Origin of the sequence: Pedobacter sp. HMWF019, from assembly GCF_003061025.1 — a bacterium.
In the GTDB taxonomy this organism is placed as follows: domain Bacteria; phylum Bacteroidota; class Bacteroidia; order Sphingobacteriales; family Sphingobacteriaceae; genus Pedobacter.
In genome coordinates this window covers 1-19267 of record NZ_QAIL01000145.1, presented here as the reverse complement: position 1 = coordinate 19267, position 19267 = coordinate 1, and the positions used below count along the sequence as shown (strand labels likewise).

The window sequence follows — 19267 nt, the reverse complement described above, 5'->3', positions numbered from 1 at the left end:
AGATAAACCAATCTCCTGAGATAAAAGTAAATTCGTAATTCTTCCGTTCTCTTGTAAAAGTTTTAAAATTTTAAAATCTATTTTGTCAATTTCTGCTGCCATTACTTTGTTTATTTAAGCCAAATATACAACAAAACAGGGTAATACACCAAATTTAATTCTACAAAACCATTAAAATATTACAATTAATTTTTTGAAATTTTATTTAGATTTATCTAACTTTATTATTAGGTATTTATAAATGGAATCTTACACGGAAGAAAATTATTTAAAGGTCATCTATCATTTGTCTAACCTGACCACTGGTACGGTACAGACCAATGCCATTGCAGATAAAATCCAAACCCGGCCAGCTTCAGTAACCGACATGATGAAAAAACTGGCCGAAAAACAATTGATTAACTACGTCAAATACCAGGGCGTCACCCTAACCGAAAAGGGAAAAGCAACTGCGGTAAATATTGTCCGCAAGCACCGCCTATGGGAATTATTCCTGGTTAAAACACTAAATTTCAAATGGGATGAGGTCCATGAAATCGCAGAGGAACTGGAACATGTTAATTCTCCACTTCTCATCGAAAGACTGGACGAATACCTGGGTTATCCTAAAAACGACCCTCACGGTGACCCGATACCAGACAAGAATGGAAACTTCGATAGCCCGGCCCTGGTTAAACTCAGTAAACTAAAACCTGCTGAAAAAGGAATTGTTGTTGGTGTAAGTGAACATTCCTCTTCCTTTCTTAAATACCTTGAAAAAATCAAACTCACACTGGGCACAGCTGTAGAGATGATCGAAGTTATAGAATTTGACGGCTCGGTAGATTTGCTGGTAGAAGACACCAGAAAAAATGTCAGCCGGGAAGTCGCCAGTCATATTTTGATGAGAACAAATTAAGCTCTTAGCCCTAAAACCAATGATGAATAAATCCGAATCGTTAAGTGAAGTACATGGAAGTATAGATACCGGTAAACGCACCGGATGGAAAAGAATTTTATCCTTTATAGGCCCGGCTTACCTGGTCAGTGTAGGTTATATGGATCCAGGAAACTGGGCAACCGATCTGGCAGGAGGAAGTAAATTCGGGTATCAGCTCATCTGGATCCTGCTCATGTCCAATCTGATCGCCCTGTTGCTGCAATCACTCAGTGCAAGACTTGGAATCGTTAGAGGACTGGATCTTGCTCAAGCCTCCAGGAACACCTACCCAAAATGGGCCAATATCCCCTTATTTATCCTGGCACAAACCGCCATTGTCGCCTGCGACCTCGCCGAGATCATTGGAATGGCAATAGGACTACAATTGTTATTCAAACTTCCCCTGATCTGGGGCATCAGTGTAACCATATTTGACACAGTATTGCTGCTGTTTCTCATGAATAAGGGCATGCGAAAGATGGAGGCTTTTATTGTTTCCATGGTATTTATCGTTGGCCTTTCCTTTCTGGTCGAAATGTTCATTGTTGAACCTTCATTTAAAGAAATTGCTGCCGGCTTTAAACCCAGTATGCTTTCTGGAGAAGCACTATATATTGCCATTGGTATTATTGGGGCAACTGTTATGCCTCATAACCTTTACCTTCACTCTTCTTTGGTACAAACCAGGAAGATAAAGAGAGATTTTAAGGGCATTAAAGAGGCCATTAAATTTAATCTGATCGATACCGCTGTTGCTTTAAACCTGGCTTTTTTTGTCAATGCAGCTATTCTTATTCTCGCTGCAGCAGCTTTTTATAAAAATGGTCTGCACGAAGTTGCAGAAATACAGGACGCTTATAAATTACTGGAGCATATTTTTGGTGGTGTTGCCCCTGCCCTTTTTGCCATCGCCCTGATTGCCGCCGGACAAAGTTCTACCGTTACAGGCACCTTAGCCGGTCAGATCATTATGGAAGGCCACCTTAACCTCCGGATACAACCCTGGCTAAGACGACTGGTTACCCGCTTACTCGCTATAATTCCCGCATTTTTCACCATCCTGTATTTCGGTGATGACGCCCTCAGCGGCCTGCTCATTTTAAGTCAGGTCGTTTTAAGCCTCCAATTAGGTTTTGCTGTAATTCCGCTGATCCACTTCACCTCCGATAAAAAAGAAATGAAAGAATTTGCGATTGGCCCCTGGGTTAAAGTCCTGGCCTGGACCAGTGCACTTTTAATAGTGGTCCTTAACGTGAAACTCGTTATTGAAGAGATCAGTACCTGGAATGAAAAATCTGGTGCCTGGTATGTTTCTTACCTCATTGTCCCGGTAGCCTTTCTGATTGGATTACTCCTGTTGTATGTTTTTTTCCACCCCATCTTTACCTCCAGGAAATTAAGAAGAAGCAATGTACCGCACGGAGATGCGCTTAATATAGAAGCCGTTGACCATATTGATTACACCAAAATTGGAATTACCGTCGATTTCTCTAAAAACGATAGAAATACCATTCGCCATGCCCTGATACAAGGTGGTAAAAACGCCCAGTATTACCTGATCCATGTGGTTGAAACTGCAGTGGCACGTTATTATGGACAATCTGCCTTAGACCACGAAACCCAAAGCGATGAAGATAACCTCAAAAAATATTGTGAAAATCTGGCAAAATTAGGTTACCAGGCCAGTCCACATATTGGATTTGGGAATCCGGCCAGGGCCATTGCAGAGCTAAGCAAAGAACACCATATCCAACTGCTGGTGATGGGTGCACATGGACACAAGGGTCTTAAAGATCTTATCCTGGGTACCACCGTAGAGTCTGTTAGGCACAGAGTCAATATCCCAGTATTAATTGTAAGGTAAAAAATCACATAATCTATGTTTAATCCGCATTTCTTTCGGATATTAGCAGATTCATATGAAGAACGACGTCCAAATAAAGAATAAAAGAGCCTATTTTGATTACCACATCGTTGAGAAATTCAATGCTGGCATTGCTTTGCTGGGTACCGAAATTAAAGCCATAAGACAGGGAAAGACGAATATGTCTGACGCTTTCTGTATGTTTATTGGTAATACCTTATACGTAAGGAACCTCCACATCTCAGAATACAGTCACAGTTCATTTTACCACCACGACATCAAACGCGACAGGGTACTGCTTTTACAGAAAAAAGAGCTCAAAAAGCTTAAAGCAAAAAGCGAAGAAAAAGGATATACGATTGTACCCCTGAGAATCTTTACCAATGAACGTGGATTTGCTAAAATGGAAATCGCACTCGCTCAGGGTAAAAAGGAATTTGACAAACGCGATAGCATCAAAGAAAGAGAATCCAAAAGGGAATTGGACCGGGCCATGAAATTCTAAATTACCAGGCCTGGTCACCCACCAGCGGAACGAAACGAAAAGTATCCAGTTCTATCTTTTCATAGTCCGTTTCGCTTACTCTTATCACGGTAACCATTTTCTGCGAGTGCTCATCTCCAACCGGAATCACCAATATTCCGCCAACTTTAAGTTGTTTCAACAATACTTCCGGAACAAATGGGGCGCCTGCCGTAACGATGATCTTATGATAAGGTGCATGCTGCGCGATCCCCATCGATCCATCTCCAAAAAAGAAATTTGCATGATAGCCCATTCCCGGTAAGACCCTGATGGTATGCTTATAAATACTCTCCTGCCTTTCTATAGTAAATACATCAGCCCCCAGCTCCATCAAAATACAAGTCTGATAACCTGAGCCTGTACCAATTTCGAGTACTTTATCTCCCTTTTTGATGTGCAGTAACTCTGTTTGATAAGCTACAGTATAGGGTTGGGAAATGGTCTGCCCATCCCCTATAGGAAAAGCAATATCTTTATAGGCCTGATTCCAGAACGTTTCGTCAAAGAAAAAATGCCGTGGAACCTTGCCAATAGCTTTCAATACTTTTGCATCAGCTATACCCCTGGATGCCAGGTGCTCAACTAATTTTTTCCTAGCGCCTCTTTCCCGATAATTATCTACAAACTTATATGCCATTGTTCTTCAAAAATACTCGTTTGATTTTAATCAGAGCCATTAAACTGATTTAATCCTACAAAATCCTCCTAACCACCACAAGATCAACATCAATAAATGTAAAGTCTTTTGTTTAATACGGATCAACGTCCAGTTGAATCAACACCCCCTTGAAAGATTTCTCGGTATTGAACCTGGTGATCTCACTTTTCAATAAGGCCTTCACCTTATGAATTGCCGTATGGCGATCTGATTTAATGATCACCTGCCTGATATAATAACTTCTGATCCTGGAGATCAGTGGCTGCTCAGGCCCAAGTACTCTGCCCCCTAATCTAGATCTTAAGGCTGTTGCAAACTGCTGTGCAGCTACATTCAGCACATTAGCATCCTTATGCTTTAAGCTGATAAAGATCAAACGGGAAAAGGGCGGGTAATTAAACTGTGCCCTTTCGGCAATTTCATCATTATACATTTCCAGGTAATTGTTCTCCACCACCTGTTTAATGATGCGGTGATCATCATCATAAGCCTGAATAACTACCTTTCCCTGCTTTTCCCTTCTACCTGCCCTGCCCGAAACCTGCGCCAATAACTGATAACTACGTTCAAAAGCACGGAAGTCCGGGTAATTCAATAAGGTATCTGCATTGATCACACCAATCAAAGTCACATTATCAAAATCCAGCCCCTTGGCCACCATCTGTGTGCCGATCAGTATATCTGTTTTTTTATCCTGAAAATCGGTAATAATGGTCTGAAGACTATTTTTAGTTCTGGTACTGTCTACATCCAGACGGGCAATCTTCGCTTCCGGAAAAATCAGACTTAGTTCCTCTTCAATTCTTTCTGTACCAAAACCCTTCTGCTCCACATGAACCGAACCACAGGCCGGACAGACCTTTAAGCTGTTTTCATGGTAACCGCAATAATGACAATGCAATTTTCCGCTGCTCTTGTGAAAAGTTAAACTTACATCGCAATTGATACACTTTGGCGTATAGCCACAAGTGGCACAAATCAATATGGTTGCATACCCTCTTCTGTTCTGGAACAAGATGACCTGTTCTTTATTTTCCAGTGAAAGGTTGATGTCGTCAATCAGGTTCGTGGAAAAATAAGCCACCATTTTTTTCCTCTTGGTTGCCTCAGAAATGCTGATCACTTCGTGTGCGGGAAGCTGTACACCCCCAAAACGTTCTGTTAAAGACACCAATCCATATTTCTGGCTCAGTGCATTAAAATAACTTTCTATCGATGGTGTCGCAGAGCCTAAAACGACCTTTGCCTTATGCAAATAAGCCAGATAAACTGCAGCATCCCTGGCCTGGTACCTCGGCGCAGGATCGTGCTGTTTATAAGAAGACTCATGCTCCTCATCCACCACAATAAACTTCAATTCCTTAAATGGCAGAAATATCGCAGACCGCGCACCCAATACGATTTTATAAGTACCGTTCAGCACCTTATTCCAGATCTCTACCCGTTCAAAATCATTAAACTTAGAATGATAAACACCTATAGCATCACCAAAGTACTTTTTGATCCGCTCCACAATCTGGGTGGTTAGTGCAATCTCCGGCAGCAGGAACAAAGCCTGCCCCCCCTGGGCAATAGCCTTCTCGATCAACTTAATATAGATCTGGGTTTTTCCCGAAGCCGTAACACCATGTAACAACACCACTTCCTTTTCTTGTAGCTGCCCGTCAATCTGATCTAAAGCAGCCTGCTGTGCCTCACTGAGCTTAAAATTCAGCACCACATCATCCGGATCATCGTTTAAACGGCTCACCGGTTTTTTCTTCTGAACAAAAATTTCTTTGTCTACCATTGCTTTGATCGCAGCTGGCCCGGAATTGCTGTATTCCAGCAATTCTTGTTTGGAGATTTCAGATCTGTTCTTAGATAAGCTGATGTAAGCCAGCAAAGCATCCATTTGTTTTGGTGCCCGATCCAAAATCGTAAACAACTCCTTTAAATTTTCCTCTTCCTTATAGAAATCGTTCAAAGATATAAAGGACTTCAGCAAAGGTTTGTACTTTTCTACGACTTCCTCTGCGATATAGACAATTTCTTTATCTATAAGAGATTTAATGATTGGAAAAACAGTTTTTTGCCCCAGGAGTTTCATGATATCATCCACCGATAACCGGTGCTGTGTACTTAAAGCAGTCACAATAACATACTCTTTTTCACTCAGCAATTCTATATCCAGCTCCGCATCCTCCCTAAACACAATAATCGTTTCACTGGTCAGTTTTAATCCGGTTGGCAGTGCGGCCGACATCACATCCCCCTCATTACAAACATAGTAATCCATCATCCAGTCCCAGAACTTTAATTGCAATGGATTGACCACAGGATACCTGTCTACCACATCAATAATATACTTTGCCTCGTAAATTTCGGGCGCAGTCGTACTGATGCTCTTAATTAAGGCAGTATAGATTTTATTCTTTCCAAACTGAACAATCACCCTTTTACCCACCTCTATCTGATCATTCAGATCAAATGGAATCCGGTAAATATAATTTTTAGCAAGAGACAGCGGCAAAACGACCTCCACAAAGAGTGTTTCCCGCTCTTCAAACTTAAACTCGCTGATTTCCCCCATTATTTATGCCTTAGTGCAGCAAAAAACAAGAGTATCCAGCCCGCGATAAAGAACAAACCGCCAAGAGGCGTTACCGGACCGATAAACTGTACAAAAGAAAGATGAAGCAACTCTCTGGTCGCCAATAAATATAAAGATCCGGAAAACAAAATGATCCCGGCCGTAAAACAGAAATAAGCCAGATCTACCAGTTTATTCCTGAACCTACCGAAGGTAGATAAAAACAACAACGCAAAAACGTGATAAAATTGATATTCTACGCCTTTCGCCCAAATGCTTAATGATTCAGCACCTACAACACTCTTCAAACCATGTGCTCCAAATGCACCCAGCACTACGGCCAGGGCACCAAAAAAAGAAGCTGTTAGAATTATTCTCTTGTTCATTTCAGATTGGCATTTTTATAAGCGCTAAAAATAACAAAATGAGGGCATTTTATTAGTAATCCAAAATATAAATTAAATTTGCCTGTAAATCAAATGAAAAGAATTTACTTTATCGTCATTATTTTACTCGCAGTGCTGAGTGCGCTTACCTATCTCTATTTCTCTAAACTCAATAAAGATACCCACACCACCGACCTGAGTTTGTCTGCCGCTACAGCACAATCCGGCCTTATTTTCTGTATACAGAACAATAAAAGTGTAACTGACCTCCTGTCCAGTCAGGATCTTCTTCAAAGTCTGCTCAGCAAAGAGAAGCAAAAAATACTCCTGTCTTTGCAGACCCAATTTCTGAACGACCCGGATTTGAACAAATACCTGAACGGACAAAACCTCTATATCAGCTTTATTGCTGCAGGAAATAAAAACACAGACCTGTTGATCAGTACCCAAACCAATGGACAAAATGATCCGGCAACCTTAAAACCACTGTTAAAATCAAAAATACACTCCTTAACGGACACCGCAGACGTTTCCAGATTGACCACTAAAGACAGCCTGACTTTTTACCTTAAACAAAAAGACAATTTACTCCTGCTTTCTACCTCTTTTAAAACCATCAGCAACAACCTAAAAGCAGAAGCCGGCAAAACCGATCAGGAATTTTTAGACTATATCAAATCCAATCTCAAATTGACCAGCAACAGCGTGGCCAGTGTATATCTTAACTTTAATTTTCAACAAAACCTACTCCAAAAAATCAGCCCTTCAGAACTAGACGAATCCCTTATCCTCTTTCAGCAACAGGATGCCTTTGCCTGCCTGAGCTATAACTACAGTAAAGAAAAGATCCTCTTCACAGGAAATACACTTGTTAAAGCTGAGCAAAACTATTTGAAACTATTTACAGAAAGTAAGGCAGCTAAAATCACCATTGATGCCCTTTTACCAGAAAACACAGCAAATTACACCATCTATACCATCAGTAATTATACAGAATGGAGCCAGCAACTGCACAAAAGATTTACTGAATTAAATAAAGAAAAGGAAATTCAAACCGCACTGAGCCGTCTCGACACCAAATATCACCTGAACCTTCAACGCACTATCCCTGAATATTTTAAGGATCAACTGGTTACTTTCCAAATTTCCAGCGGAGAAAAACTCGGCGCAATTAACCTTAAAAACGGCGACAAACTCAGCCAGTTGTTGCTGGACATCAGCAGCGACTACCATACAGAAATCAAATCCTTCAAAGAACCAGATTTGTTGTATTACTTTTTTGGAGATCCGTTTAAAAGCTTTAAAAAACCATACTATATCATCATAGACAACGCTATGATTTTTGCGAATAACGCCAGCACCTTACAGGACTTTTTAAGCAACTATTCCGGAAACCACCTGCTGATCAATAACAAGACCTATGTCAATGCCCTGGATCAACTTCCAAATACCTCTACCATTCTTTTTTATCTGGGCAAGAAGAAACAGGAAAGCACAAATAAATTTGACACCTTTATCTATCAGCTCAGTGCCGACCACAGGAACTTCCAAACCAATACACTGCTTTTTAACAATAACACACCATAAAAAGGTAATACACATAAAATCCTTAGCGAAAAATCTTTAGATTTAAAATATCTTTAATTTTTATGAGAAGGTTCTTAATTATTTGTGTTCTGTTATCCCTGGTTTTGAAAACTGAAGCCCAGCAGTATGGTTTGTTTAATACAAGAACATTATTCGATGCTTTTGAAAATCCGGCGCAAAAAGCATTTGTTTTAGACTCCTCCAGAAAATTTGCCTCTAATTTTCTACTGCCTTATCTTAGTCTGAATGCCACCAATACAGGTGATGCCAATACAGTCTTCAGGAGAGCCATTTCTGATAATGTCTTTAAAACTTCTGATTTGCCAATTGGCAATGGCACGCTCAATCATGCTTATCAGAATTCCAATATCTATTTGCTCACCTTCAGAATATTCCAATCCTACAAATACCATAAAGAAATGGGATTCTCCTGGCAGGTCAGAACAGATGGAATAGCGAATTACACGAATGAGAGTTTAGCCATTCTTAATGATTACCAACGCTTCGGCAATATCGCTCCCGACAACAATATGTTCAACAATAACGGATATGGGCAATCCTATCATCAGTTCAGTTTTACCTACCGGGAAAACTACACGAAGAAACTGGCTTTTGGCGTAAAACTGAGTCTGCTCAGCGGTATCAGTTATAATAAACTAGACATCAATGGATCTTCCTTTTCTGCCTATAAAAATGCTGCAGGTCAGGATGTATTTGACCTGGGGCTTCGCGGCACTTACAAGGCAACTTTCATGAATTCTGATGAACTCAGCACCAATACCTTCATGCCAACCTTTAGAAACCCCGGCGCTTCTATCGGCTTCGGTACAACCTATACCTCTAAATCAGGTTATTTCCTGATGGCCAATATTAAAGACCTCGGTTTTATCAAATGGAACAATGACACCCACAACATTCCATTTAATGGCCGCGCAATTATTGAGAACCCAGATGCCCTGTCCACGCACGATTTCAAAAAGAAAATCACAGATATTGTAACACTTCAGGATGCAAAAAGTGGCTTTTATAGCCTAACCAATGCAAAAGCAGATATTACGGCCTCTAAATCCTTTGGTGCTTATACTCCAATGCTGATCTTGTCTAAAAACCTGTTCTTTAAAGGTGGTGATGCAGCCTTTGTAAATACATTTAAATACAATGAGTTCTCAGCAAGTCTGATTCCCGATTACAACTTTAACGGTTTCTTTATGACAGGCCTGCAAGGAATGTACAAAACACCTAATTTCGAGGCTTTTCTTGGCACAGATAACCTGATCAAAACCATCAACATCAAAAGCAATTCAGCTTCAGGATATTATGGCGCATCCTTTTATATGGGAATTGGCATTAAATTCGGAGGAACTGTAGAACACCCATTAAACAGCAGTCATATGCCTGGTGTAGGCGACGAAGAAGAAAGAAGTTTCTTTAAAAAACTATTCCACCTTTTTGAAGAAAAAAACTAACCTAGACTTTCTTTTTAGGCTGGGTAAGTACGAAATCTTTTAAGTAGTGAGGTTCAAAATACGCCACATCTTCAAAGTCTCCTGCCTGATAAGCCTGTTCTGCCAGTTTGCTGAGGTGTGCCGCAGAATTGAAGTTCCCATCTAAGAACAATGCATGATCGTTTTTTAAAACATCCTTACATTTAAACGCACCATCACCAATAAAGGTCATCTTATGCTGAAGGAGTTCCTCTGCAAAAGAGGTTTCATCAATGATCTTGGCTTCTGTTTCGCTGATTGTATTCAGCGAATGATCAAAAATCGCAGTATATACCTCCATCCTTCTGGCGTCGATCATCGCACATACAAGCCCCTTGTCCTCCGGAGTGGCCTCTACAAAGCCATTTGCCATCATCTTTAAGGTATCCAGTGCAATTAATGGTTTATCCAATGCAAAACAAAGACCCTTTGCCGTAGAAACACCAATCCTAAGCCCTGTATAAGAACCAGGCCCTTTACTAACGGCAATAGCATCCAGTGCACTATATTCCATAGAAGCCTGTTTCATCACCTCCTCAATAAACAGCGTCAAACTACCAGCATGTATATTCTGAGCAGTTTCTTCTTTTAAAGCAATTGTTTCACCATCAACAGACAGTGCAACAGAACAGGTCTGTGTCGCAGTTTCAATTTGGAGTATCTTGGCCATTGGTACAAATATAGCAGATTTTTAATTTTAAGGTACAGGATCATGTCCATGCGCTCCCCATGGATGGCATCTTCCTATTCTTTTCAGGGTAAGCCAGCCGCCCTTAAAGGGGCCATACTTTTTGATCGCCTCAATTCCATACTGTGAACAGGTAGGCGTGAACCGACAGCTTGCTCCAAGCAAAGGCGACAACAACCATTGGTAAAGCTTAATCAAGCCTAAAAACAGCCAGCCAACAATTTGCTTAAGAAATTTCATCGGCTTTCAGATTAGGCGCCAGCTTGTTTAAAGCCGCGATCATTTTCTTCTCCATAAAAGCATACTCATACTTCTCCTTACCAATATACTGAATAGAAAGCAGCAATAACTTGTCCTGATCTTTCAGGTACTCGTACAAATGACTTTGCTTGTAATGACGATAGGCTTCTCTGGTGCGTCTTTTCAAAAGATTTCGGTCTACCGCCCGTTTAAATCTCTTTTTAGCAACGTTGATCACCACCTGAACAGGATAAGCAGAGGCCTCAGGAATCAGCAGATGGGAGATCCTGAAGGGATACAATAAAAAAGAAGAACCGTTCTTAAACAATAAGTCTAATGACTTCTTGCTGCATAACCGTTCTTCTTTAGAAAATGTTTTCATGTTTTTGATTGCAATTTTGCAGATAAGCTGATCTGCTAACACTTAATGTGCTGCAATCAAAATTATGCTTTGTGACGACGCTCGTCAGAAACTGATAATTTTTTTCTTCCTTTTGCACGGCGGGAAGCTAATACTCTTCTACCGTTTGCTGTAGCCATTCTTTCGCGGAAGCCGTGTTTGTTTCTTCTCTTTCTTTGCGAAGGTTGGAATGTTCTTTTCATAACTGTATTATATCTTAACTATATATTTTTTAAATAAGAGGTGCAAATATAGCTTGATTTTTATTCAAATGCAAATACATTTAAGATGTATAGCATTTTTTAGGTAAATCGCTATAAACCAAGGGCCGCTTTGAGCTTCAAATAACCTGTTTTACTCACAGGAAGCCATATATCAGATTTGAGCAGCACAATATAACTTTCCTTTTCTTTCAGTTCTATCCTGGTAACCTGCGACAAATTGATGATATAAGAACGATGGATCCGGATAAACTGTGAGGGTTCCAGACTTTGTTCAAAAAAGCTCATGGTTTTATTTTTATAGTACACACCTTCTGTTGTACTTATTTTTACCTGATCATCGTCTGCTTCAAAATAATGAATATCCATTACATTCAAGATCTTGATGACCCCATTCTTTTTAACCACAACCCTGTTGTTATGCGCAGGGTTTAACGAAGCCGTGTCCAGCAACTCTTTGGTTAGTGCTGCTCCCCCGTTCAGTTTTGCGGGCAATTTTTGCATAGCCAGATCAAAGCGGTCCTTTTCTATAGGTTTCAATAAATAATCAACGGCATTCACTTCAAAGGCCTTAATTGCATATTCATCAAAAGCAGTTGTAAATATCACCGCAGGCGGCTGTTCGACCAGCTCCAGCATTTCAAAGCCACTGATCTTAGGCATCTGGATATCCAGAAAAATAAAATCCGGCTTTACCTGCGAAATGGCTTTTAATCCTTCAAAACCATCACTACATTCTGCAACAACCTCTATATCGGAATAATCCTCCAAATAGAATTTCACAATATCCCTGGCCAGCGGTTCGTCGTCAATGAGTAGTGTTCTTATCATTATGCTGTGGTATTTTAAGCTGTGTAATAAATAAATTTGTATCTGTTGCAGATGTTTTAAGCAAATTATGATCTGCAAATAATAAATATAATCTCCGTCTGATCGCTGTCAGGCCAAAACCCGTCCCACCGGTAGCTTTCATTTCCGGATCAAAAGGATTTTTAACGGTTACCTGTAGTACATGATGCTCCACCTTCACTTCAATGGTTATAGTAATGGCTGCTGAGGTATTGTAAAGTCCAAATTTAATGGCATTTTCCACAATTGGCTGCAATAAAGTACCCGGCAGTTTCAATTCCATTGTATCCTCATCAACTTGAATGTCTATACTCAGTCTATGACTAAACCTAACCTTTTCAATGTCCAAATATAACTGAATGTACTCCATTTCTTCAGCAACACTAACCCAAATATCATCATCTCTTTTTAAAGTTCCCCTTAAAAAGGAAGCGAGCTTAGTGATCATCGGCCCCGCTTCCTTTGGTTTTACAATCGTTAAAGCATATACAGAGTTTAAACTGTTGAATAAAAAATGTGGCTGCAGCTGGTGTCTCAGCTTATTCAATTCTGCCTCTTTTGCCAGGTTCTGTGCAGCAAATAATCTTTCCTGCATTTCCGACTGTTCCTCGAGCCTGTACCAAAGAATATTTGCAAGGGCACACCAAGCCAGGAAAACAAAATTAATGACCAGCCTAAAGGGAAGTTTTGACTGCAGAAAAGCTTCATAATTTGCATCTGGCACCGCCAATCCCAGAATAAATTTACTGCTGAAGGTAATGAACAAGGCCAGAATAAAAGTCAGTACAAAAACAAAAATAACGGGTTCATTCTTTGGCTGGTAATACCCCAATAAAGTACTGAAAACAATGCAGGATAAGGCCAGAAGAACATTAGTGACCAAACTGTCCAGTCCCGAAATCAGCAAATTATAATCCAGTACATAGTAAAATAAAGCCGCATGAACAGCTACACAGGCTATAAAAATACCTGTAGCCATTTTCTGTATTCTTGGCAGGGATAAAGGTTTGGTTGTCAATGTAGCTTAGTTTACAGGAACGGTTTCTAAAACATCTGATAAATATTCCCTGCAACGGCCCACATGGTCCTTAAAGGCCTCTGCATCGGTAGGTTCATGAATAAACGAGGTCACTTCTGTTCCATCTTCGGGAGCCTCAATTTCATGCAGGCCAGAAATCCCGATAAATTTCCAGGATACCTCTTCTCCCCTGATGTTCTTAAAGGAATCCTGAAATTGCCTGGCCATCCCCTGCGCCTTTAACAGCGCTTCACTGATACTCCTTGACAATAGCAACCTGATCTGTTCATCAAATTGCGGCGTATGGTTCCCTTCACCGCTTACAATTTGATACACATACTTTACTGCAAACCATTTCATAATTTAAAATTAAAAGTTTCTGATGTCAACGCCTCCAAATATGGCCACGCCTTCAATAATTAAAATCTTCCTTGCCCCCTCACCTTCAAAAGGCACCACTGCCCTCTTGTCGTCAATTCCCCCAAAAATTGCTGTTGCTTCAGATTTCACCAGCCAGGTTGAAGGAACTATAATTTTCACGCCACCAAACAAGGCCACCACATCGATCCTTACTGTCCCCTCAAAATCTGCCTGGGTCAAATTAATTTCACAGCCCCCAAAAATTGCCACCACATCCCCTCCTTTAAAGTTTTTTGAATATACTTTATGGTGTGTACCTCCAAATGCATTTACAGAATCGATAAAATCGCTTACGTTTCCTTCATTTGCAGCCCCCCCGGCAGCAGAAAAGGATGGATCTTGCTCAAATTGCGCACGCTTTTCATTATTAAGCTCAGAAAATTGCGACTCATCGAATTTCTTTTTCCAACGGTCCCGATTTCTTTTAGGTTTAAAGATCAGATACAGGCCAAGACCTATAAAAGCAAGCGAAAAATAATATTTTCTGATGTCAAAATCTGCTATACTGCCTAATGTAAAATACCCTCCGATCAAGACCATGATCAGCCAGCCACCGCCTCTAAAGTTCCTTTTAAAACCAATAAACAGACCAATAGCGATTAACAGCATAGGCCAGCTCAGTATCCATCCCGGAATATAAATCCCAAAACTTCTTAAAAAGAATACCACACCTATAATTAATAGGATCAATCCGCTCCAGGCACTATTGGAATGGCTTCTGTTTTTTATTTTGTAGTTCTCCATTTGTTTCTAAATTCTAACCAAATGTATATCTATTCATTCAGCCTAAAAAGCACCTTACTCCATATCTCCGAAAAAAGTCGGTGAACGACCAGTTTTCATCGGTAAGACAACCAACTCGATCTTTCCCCTAATTTCCACAAAAAAAATAAAACTATTTTCCAACAACCACTTTTACATTTAAAAACACAGTTTCATCTTTTTATAAATCTCCTGCTAAAAATTACCCCGCTAATCTTTTACCTTTGGGTATGAAACCAATGTTCCTGCTGATTTTGACCATCTGTCTTCCTGGCTTATTAATTGCTCAAAACATGGAGCAACATTACAAAGTATACGACACTAAAAAACAGAAGACCATCTCTCTTGAAGAGATCGTTAATGAATTGAAAAATGTGGATGTTTTATTTTTCGGAGAAGAACATAACGATTCGACCGGGCACTTTTTAGAAATGATGATATTCAGGAAAATGCAGCAGTCCTATCCCAAAACAGCCTTAACCATGGAAATGTTCCATACAGATGTACAACCTGTTATAAACGAATATCTGGCCGGCTGCATTTCAGAAAAGAACTTCATAAAAGAAGCCCGTGCCTGGAACAATTATGAGGATTATAAACCACTTATAGAATACGCAAAAGCAAATAAGCTAAACGTTGTTGGAGGAAATGCAGCAGCCAGGTACAGTAATATGGTTACCCGGGGCGGGCTTGAATCCTTAAAATCCTTACCGGCGAGTTCCATCGCCTTCCTGCCACCTTTAAAAATAGACACAGCTACCGGTCGGTATTATGAAAAATTCACAGAAACTTTGGGCGGACATGCTATGGGAGGCATGAAGATTTACCAGACACAAAACTTCTGGGACGCCACGATGGCCTGGAGTATTGACAAGTTCCTTCAAAAAAACAAGGGATATAAAGTACTTCAATTAAACGGGCGTTTTCACAGCGATGAAAAATTGGGCACAATGGCGCAATTAAAAACAATGAATGCTAAGTTAAGAACAGAGAACATTTCTTGTTTTTCATCTGATGACTTTGGCAACCCGGACTGGATAAAATACAAAGACCTGGGTGATTACATCATTCTAACCGACCCAGGTCTAAAAAGAACATTTTAATACCTATTTTGCTTTCAGTAAATCTCTGATTTCTGCCAGTAGAATTTCCTCTTTAGTTGGCTCTGGTGCCACTACCGGAGCAGCCTCTTCTTTGCGTTTCAGCGCATTAATGCCTTTAACTAAAAGAAACACCGCAAAAGCCAGCAAAAGGAAATTAATCGCAACGGTAATAAAGTTACCATAAGCAAAAATCACTACATGCGGTACTTTTCTAGCTTCTTCCAGTGCCAGGTTTCCTGCCACTTCACCTTTGAGTACGACATACATATTGCTGAAATCCACAGAGCCGATCACTGCAGAAATCAAGGGCATGATTAAATCCTTAACCACACTGTCGATAATCTTACCAAATGCTCCACCGATGATCACACCGACAGCAAGATCCATGACATTACCCTTTACCGCAAATTCTTTAAATTCTTTTACAAATCCCATATATAGTTCGTTAATGATGTACTTAAATTTATCAAAGATTATTCCAAAATCAAAGAATTAATTTCATTTGGTGCATTAATCACGTACGCCATTTCCTTAAATCTGTTCATATTGAATAAAACACAAACCAAGTTAAGAGCAATTGAATCCGCATATACTCCGCATCTAGTCCGCGTCTAGTCCGCATTTTCTATATAAAATGCGGACTAGATACATTTTATTGGCATATTTTTTGCGTATTCATAGACAACTAGCCTATAGTATGGGCTTATCTATTCCAAAAATCAGATCATATGGCAAGACTCGATGGAAAATTCATTAAAGGAACTGCAGGTTCCGTTGTTTACAAAAGATACCGGGACCTGCAGGTTGTTCAAAGCCGCCCTGAATTTACCCCTGGCAGCCAGACTAAAGAAACAAAGAGAGCTGCCGCAGAATTTGGGGTAGCCAGTAAATTATCCATGAACATCCGCCGCAATCTGGGTTCGATTGTGACGGATTTTTTTGATGGAAAAATGGTCAACCGGATGAATTCGGAAGTCATATATATCCTTAATCAGGCACTGGATACTCCAACTGGAATATACCAATTTAAACCCGATAGTTTTAACCGGCTAAATGGTTTTGAATTCAATATCAATTCGCCGGTAAGAGATAATTTCTTTGCACAACCTCAGATTAGGGCTACAGAAACTACACTGGACATCAAGATCCCTGACCTTCACCTTCCCCAGGAGATGAAATTTCCGAAAGATCAATCTTTATGCAAGCTCAGTTTTGCTGTCGGTTTATTTGACCTTATTCATGGCCACATGAAATTAAGCTCTATTCAAAACATAGAGATCAAGTACAATTACGCACCAGATTTAATTCCAGAACAAACCCTAAGTTTTGAAATAGAACCCGGTTGTCTTTGTATTACAGTTATTTCTATGCAATATTGCAGGAGCACTTTTATCGGACAGGTATTGGCCAATACAAAAAGCTTCAATCCTGTTGCTATTTTAGGCGCTTTTATTGCCGAAGGCACAGTGGACCAACAGAGAACAAAAAAATGGAATTTCATGGATTTTTCGACAGAAGCTTAAGCGCCAACTTGTTTTCCAATCAAATTTCCAGCTTTAATACTGCATTTAAAGCAATATAATTTTCGCGATTACATTTTATCTAAACGAAATGCTTATTTTTGAACGGGTAAATTGACATTCCTAAGAACATGCTAAAACAACATCTACAACAAAAACTTCTTCAAAAATTATCGCCTCAGCAAATTCAATTTATTAAACTGCTGCAAGTTCCGACTGTTTCATTAGATACCCGAATAAAAGAAGAGCTGGAAGAAAACCCGGCTTTGGAAGATCCCAGCCTGATGATTGCGGAAGAGCCAAAGGGAGAATATGACGATTTAAACGACAGTCCTGATGACTTTGATCCTTCTTCAAAAGAAGAAAATACAGACGAATTTAATGTTGACGACTATTTACAGGATGACGATGTAAATGATTACAGCACCTCCTATAACAACAGTGACGACGATGAGGATAAAAAAGAAACACCAATTGCCATAGAAAGTACTTTTTTTGAAAGTCTTCAGGAGCAGCTGGACCTTGTTCCCTTATCTGATCAGGATTTTATTATTGGAAAACAAATTATAGGTAGCCTTGATGACGATGGGTACTTAAGAAGACCGATTACTTCCATGATTGATGACCTCGCATTTTCTCAGAATGTGATGGTAGAAGAAGAAGATGTACTGGAGATGCTTAAGGTGATCCAGAGTTTCGATCCTCCGGGAATTGCGGCCAGAGACCTTCAGGAGTGCCTGACTTTACAACTTAAAAGAAAAGATCTTTCTAACCCAATCATAGTAAAGGCGATACAAGTTGTTGAACACCACTTAGATGAGTTCACCAGAAAGCATTATGATAAGCTTGAAAAATCCCTCAACCTGCAAAGTGAAGAGTTAAAAGAGATCATCAATGAAATCCTGAGGCTTAACCCTAAACCTGGCGACTCTAATCAGGTTACCACTAAACAGCTTCAGATCATTCCTGATTTTCACATTTCGAATAACGATGGTGTATTGATCTTAACTCTAAATTCGAAAAATGCTCCGGAGCTTAGGGTTAGCCGTTCTTACATTGACATGTTTGAACACTATGATAAAGCATCTCAAAAAGATAAAAAATTAAAAGAGGCTGTACAATTTGTAAAGCAAAAACTGGACTCGGCAAAGTGGTTTATTGATGCCATTAAACAAAGACAGCAAACGCTGTTAAAAACCATGAACGCCATCATGCAATACCAATACGAATATCTGCTTACTGGCGATGAACGTAAAATGCGCCCGATGATCTTAAAAGATATTGCGGATAAAATTGATATGGACATCTCTACGGTTTCCAGGGTTGCCAATTCCAAATATGTTCAAACAGAGTTTGGTACGTTTCTTTTGAAATCATTTTTCTCAGAAGCGATACAAACGGAAAGCGGAGAAGAAGTTTCCAATAAAGAAGTCAAAAAGATTCTTGAAGACTGCATCGGTAATGAAGATAAAAGACGTCCTCTTGCAGATGAGAAGCTTACGGAAATCCTTAAAGAACAAGGTTATAATATTGCCCGCAGAACAGTTGCTAAATACAGAGAGCAAATGAATATACCCGTGGCCAGGTTAAGAAAAGAACTTTAAATAAAAATTCAGAAAGGCTATTCGGGCCGTAAATTCTGGCTTAGTAAATCCTCAAGCTTCTGGTTAGCCACCAGGAGCTTATCGGTTAGTTCAATATTTTCCTTTCTTAGTGTGTAGATTTCAAAGGCTTTGAGGATATGAATCCTTAAGTCATCTTCCATCCAGGGCTTCTGAATGTACCGGTATACTTGCCCCTTGTTGATGGCATCGATAACAGCATTAATATCTGCATAACCAGTCAATAAAATCCTGATGGGATCCGGATAATCCGGAATGATAGACTCCAGGAATTCAATACCCGTCATCACCGGCATCCGCTGGTCAGTAATAATCACCTGAATATCCTCGCTTTGCAATACTTTTAGCCCCTCCTCAGCCGATTCGGCTGTAAAGACATTGAATAACCTCCTAAATCCGGCTTTAAAAGAATTTAGATTATGTATTTC

At 39.9% G+C, this 19267-nt stretch carries 22 protein-coding genes; 8 read left to right on the top strand and 14 right to left on the bottom strand.

Translation table 11 applies throughout. From position 1 onward, the window contains the following. On the bottom strand, positions 1 to 102 hold a 102-nt coding region (locus tag DBR11_RS09535; RefSeq protein WP_146186500.1), incomplete at its 3' end, for an AsnC family protein. A 139-nt stretch (positions 103 to 241) separates the two neighbouring features. Here DBR11_RS09535 and DBR11_RS09530 point away from each other — a divergent pair. Genes DBR11_RS09530 through smpB form a run of 3 tightly spaced genes read left to right on the top strand, consistent with a single transcriptional unit; the run spans position 242 to position 3288 of the window. Then, on the top strand, positions 242 to 898 hold the full coding sequence (locus tag DBR11_RS09530; protein WP_108551969.1) for a metal-dependent transcriptional regulator: 657 nt from the start codon (positions 242 to 244) through the stop codon (positions 896 to 898). Positions 899 to 920: 22 nt separating this feature from the next. Continuing rightward, positions 921 to 2783 (top strand): Nramp family divalent metal transporter, encoded by a 1863-nt coding sequence (locus tag DBR11_RS09525; RefSeq protein ID WP_108551973.1) that lies wholly within the window; start codon positions 921 to 923, stop codon positions 2781 to 2783. 55 nt (positions 2784 to 2838) lie between these two features. Further along, a complete protein-coding gene (gene smpB, locus DBR11_RS09520) occupies positions 2839 to 3288 on the top strand; it encodes an SsrA-binding protein SmpB (RefSeq protein ID WP_199077687.1) in 450 nt (149 codons plus the stop codon). 1 nt (position 3289) lies between these two features. Here smpB and DBR11_RS09515 read toward each other — a convergent pair whose 3' ends face one another. The 3 genes from DBR11_RS09515 to DBR11_RS09505 all read right to left on the bottom strand — a co-directional run bounded on the left by DBR11_RS09515 (position 3290) and on the right by DBR11_RS09505 (position 6925). Next, entirely contained in the window at positions 3290 to 3946 is a 657-nt protein-coding gene (locus DBR11_RS09515) for a protein-L-isoaspartate(D-aspartate) O-methyltransferase (RefSeq protein ID WP_108551965.1), read from the bottom strand. Between the two features lie 112 nt (positions 3947 to 4058). Further along, positions 4059 to 6539 carry a primosomal protein N' gene (gene priA, locus DBR11_RS09510; RefSeq protein WP_108551963.1) on the bottom strand — a complete coding sequence of 827 codons (2481 nt, stop codon included), beginning with the start codon at positions 6537 to 6539 and terminating at the stop codon, positions 4059 to 4061. Continuing rightward, positions 6539 to 6925: a DUF423 domain-containing protein gene (locus DBR11_RS09505; RefSeq protein ID WP_108551962.1), complete on the bottom strand. Its 387-nt coding sequence runs from the start codon at positions 6923 to 6925 to the stop codon at positions 6539 to 6541. Before DBR11_RS09505 ends, priA begins: the two co-directional genes overlap by 1 nt. Positions 6926 to 7018: 93 nt before the next feature. On the opposite strand from DBR11_RS09505, the gene DBR11_RS09500 reads away from it, so the two are divergent. After that, positions 7019 to 8512 carry a hypothetical protein gene (locus DBR11_RS09500; protein ID WP_108551960.1) on the top strand — a complete coding sequence of 498 codons (1494 nt, stop codon included), beginning with the start codon at positions 7019 to 7021 and terminating at the stop codon, positions 8510 to 8512. A gap of 62 nt (positions 8513 to 8574) precedes the next feature. Continuing rightward, positions 8575 to 9978 carry a DUF5723 family protein gene (locus tag DBR11_RS09495; protein ID WP_108551958.1) on the top strand — a complete coding sequence of 468 codons (1404 nt, stop codon included), beginning with the start codon at positions 8575 to 8577 and terminating at the stop codon, positions 9976 to 9978. Between the two features lies 1 nt (position 9979). Here the strand turns inward: DBR11_RS09495 and tsaB are convergent, their stop codons facing one another. The 8 genes from tsaB to DBR11_RS09455 all read right to left on the bottom strand — a co-directional run bounded on the left by tsaB (position 9980) and on the right by DBR11_RS09455 (position 14576). Then, a complete protein-coding gene (gene tsaB / locus DBR11_RS09490) occupies positions 9980 to 10666 on the bottom strand; it encodes a tRNA (adenosine(37)-N6)-threonylcarbamoyltransferase complex dimerization subunit type 1 TsaB (RefSeq protein ID WP_108551956.1) in 687 nt (228 codons plus the stop codon). A gap of 27 nt (positions 10667 to 10693) precedes the next feature. Next, positions 10694 to 10924, bottom strand: a complete 231-nt coding sequence (gene yidD, locus DBR11_RS09485) for a membrane protein insertion efficiency factor YidD (protein WP_108551953.1) — start codon at positions 10922 to 10924, stop codon at positions 10694 to 10696. Beyond that, on the bottom strand, positions 10911 to 11306 hold the full coding sequence (locus DBR11_RS09480; protein WP_108551971.1) for a ribonuclease P protein component: 396 nt from the start codon (positions 11304 to 11306) through the stop codon (positions 10911 to 10913). The genes yidD and DBR11_RS09480 overlap by 14 nt, the downstream gene beginning before the upstream one ends. 62 nt (positions 11307 to 11368) lie before the next feature. Continuing rightward, positions 11369 to 11527: a 50S ribosomal protein L34 gene (gene rpmH, locus DBR11_RS09475; RefSeq protein WP_008241331.1), complete on the bottom strand. Its 159-nt coding sequence runs from the start codon at positions 11525 to 11527 to the stop codon at positions 11369 to 11371. A gap of 111 nt (positions 11528 to 11638) precedes the next feature. Then, positions 11639 to 12376 carry a LytTR family DNA-binding domain-containing protein gene (locus DBR11_RS09470; RefSeq protein WP_108551951.1) on the bottom strand — a complete coding sequence of 246 codons (738 nt, stop codon included), beginning with the start codon at positions 12374 to 12376 and terminating at the stop codon, positions 11639 to 11641. Beyond that, a complete protein-coding gene (locus tag DBR11_RS09465; RefSeq protein WP_233260704.1) occupies positions 12354 to 13412 on the bottom strand; it encodes a sensor histidine kinase in 1059 nt (352 codons plus the stop codon). The genes DBR11_RS09470 and DBR11_RS09465 overlap by 23 nt, the downstream gene beginning before the upstream one ends. A 6-nt stretch (positions 13413 to 13418) precedes the next feature. Next, complete coding sequence (locus DBR11_RS09460; RefSeq protein ID WP_108551947.1) at positions 13419 to 13772, bottom strand: DUF4288 domain-containing protein; 354 nt, start codon at positions 13770 to 13772, stop codon at positions 13419 to 13421. Between the two features lie 9 nt (positions 13773 to 13781). After that, on the bottom strand, positions 13782 to 14576 hold the full coding sequence (locus tag DBR11_RS09455) for a LiaI-LiaF-like domain-containing protein (protein WP_108551945.1): 795 nt from the start codon (positions 14574 to 14576) through the stop codon (positions 13782 to 13784). A gap of 248 nt (positions 14577 to 14824) precedes the next feature. Here DBR11_RS09455 and DBR11_RS09450 point away from each other — a divergent pair, with 248 nt between their 5' ends. Continuing rightward, positions 14825 to 15697, top strand: a complete 873-nt coding sequence (locus tag DBR11_RS09450; protein WP_108551943.1) for a ChaN family lipoprotein — start codon at positions 14825 to 14827, stop codon at positions 15695 to 15697. A 3-nt stretch (positions 15698 to 15700) separates the two neighbouring features. On the opposite strand, the gene mscL is transcribed toward DBR11_RS09450, so the two are convergent. After that, complete coding sequence (mscL, locus tag DBR11_RS09445; RefSeq protein WP_108551941.1) at positions 15701 to 16132, bottom strand: large conductance mechanosensitive channel protein MscL; 432 nt, start codon at positions 16130 to 16132, stop codon at positions 15701 to 15703. Positions 16133 to 16425: 293 nt separating this feature from the next. Between mscL and DBR11_RS09440 the strand changes: the two genes are divergently transcribed. Both DBR11_RS09440 and rpoN read left to right on the top strand, forming a co-directional pair. Further along, on the top strand, positions 16426 to 17220 hold the full coding sequence (locus tag DBR11_RS09440) for a hypothetical protein (RefSeq protein WP_108551939.1): 795 nt from the start codon (positions 16426 to 16428) through the stop codon (positions 17218 to 17220). Between the two features lie 128 nt (positions 17221 to 17348). Beyond that, on the top strand, positions 17349 to 18821 hold the full coding sequence (gene rpoN / locus DBR11_RS09435) for an RNA polymerase factor sigma-54 (RefSeq protein WP_108551937.1): 1473 nt from the start codon (positions 17349 to 17351) through the stop codon (positions 18819 to 18821). Between the two features lie 17 nt (positions 18822 to 18838). Here rpoN and DBR11_RS09430 read toward each other — a convergent pair. After that, a partial coding sequence (locus DBR11_RS09430; protein ID WP_108551935.1) for a response regulator occupies positions 18839 to 19267 on the bottom strand: 429 nt, incomplete at its 5' end.

What these genes read in the sequence shown, in the direction of transcription:
- DBR11_RS09530 (WP_108551969.1), top strand. Translation starts at nt 242, where the DNA reads ATGGAATCTTACACGGAAGAAAATTATTTAAAGGTCATCTATCATTTG.
- DBR11_RS09525 (WP_108551973.1), top strand. Translation starts at nt 921, where the DNA reads ATGAATAAATCCGAATCGTTAAGTGAAGTACATGGAAGTATAGATACC.
- smpB (WP_199077687.1), top strand. Translation starts at nt 2,839, where the DNA reads ATGAAGAACGACGTCCAAATAAAGAATAAAAGAGCCTATTTTGATTAC.
- DBR11_RS09515 (WP_108551965.1), bottom strand. Translation starts at nt 3,946, where the DNA reads ATGGCATATAAGTTTGTAGATAATTATCGGGAAAGAGGCGCTAGGAAA.
- priA (WP_108551963.1), bottom strand. Translation starts at nt 6,539, where the DNA reads ATGGGGGAAATCAGCGAGTTTAAGTTTGAAGAGCGGGAAACACTCTTT.
- DBR11_RS09505 (WP_108551962.1), bottom strand. Translation starts at nt 6,925, where the DNA reads ATGAACAAGAGAATAATTCTAACAGCTTCTTTTTTTGGTGCCCTGGCC.
- DBR11_RS09500 (WP_108551960.1), top strand. Translation starts at nt 7,019, where the DNA reads ATGAAAAGAATTTACTTTATCGTCATTATTTTACTCGCAGTGCTGAGT.
- DBR11_RS09495 (WP_108551958.1), top strand. Translation starts at nt 8,575, where the DNA reads ATGAGAAGGTTCTTAATTATTTGTGTTCTGTTATCCCTGGTTTTGAAA.
- tsaB (WP_108551956.1), bottom strand. Translation starts at nt 10,666, where the DNA reads ATGGCCAAGATACTCCAAATTGAAACTGCGACACAGACCTGTTCTGTT.
- yidD (WP_108551953.1), bottom strand. Translation starts at nt 10,924, where the DNA reads ATGAAATTTCTTAAGCAAATTGTTGGCTGGCTGTTTTTAGGCTTGATT.
- DBR11_RS09480 (WP_108551971.1), bottom strand. Translation starts at nt 11,306, where the DNA reads ATGAAAACATTTTCTAAAGAAGAACGGTTATGCAGCAAGAAGTCATTA.
- rpmH (WP_008241331.1), bottom strand. Translation starts at nt 11,527, where the DNA reads ATGAAAAGAACATTCCAACCTTCGCAAAGAAAGAGAAGAAACAAACAC.
- DBR11_RS09470 (WP_108551951.1), bottom strand. Translation starts at nt 12,376, where the DNA reads ATGATAAGAACACTACTCATTGACGACGAACCGCTGGCCAGGGATATT.
- DBR11_RS09460 (WP_108551947.1), bottom strand. Translation starts at nt 13,772, where the DNA reads ATGAAATGGTTTGCAGTAAAGTATGTGTATCAAATTGTAAGCGGTGAA.
- DBR11_RS09455 (WP_108551945.1), bottom strand. Translation starts at nt 14,576, where the DNA reads ATGGAGAACTACAAAATAAAAAACAGAAGCCATTCCAATAGTGCCTGG.
- DBR11_RS09450 (WP_108551943.1), top strand. Translation starts at nt 14,825, where the DNA reads ATGAAACCAATGTTCCTGCTGATTTTGACCATCTGTCTTCCTGGCTTA.
- mscL (WP_108551941.1), bottom strand. Translation starts at nt 16,132, where the DNA reads ATGGGATTTGTAAAAGAATTTAAAGAATTTGCGGTAAAGGGTAATGTC.
- DBR11_RS09440 (WP_108551939.1), top strand. Translation starts at nt 16,426, where the DNA reads ATGGCAAGACTCGATGGAAAATTCATTAAAGGAACTGCAGGTTCCGTT.
- rpoN (WP_108551937.1), top strand. Translation starts at nt 17,349, where the DNA reads ATGCTAAAACAACATCTACAACAAAAACTTCTTCAAAAATTATCGCCT.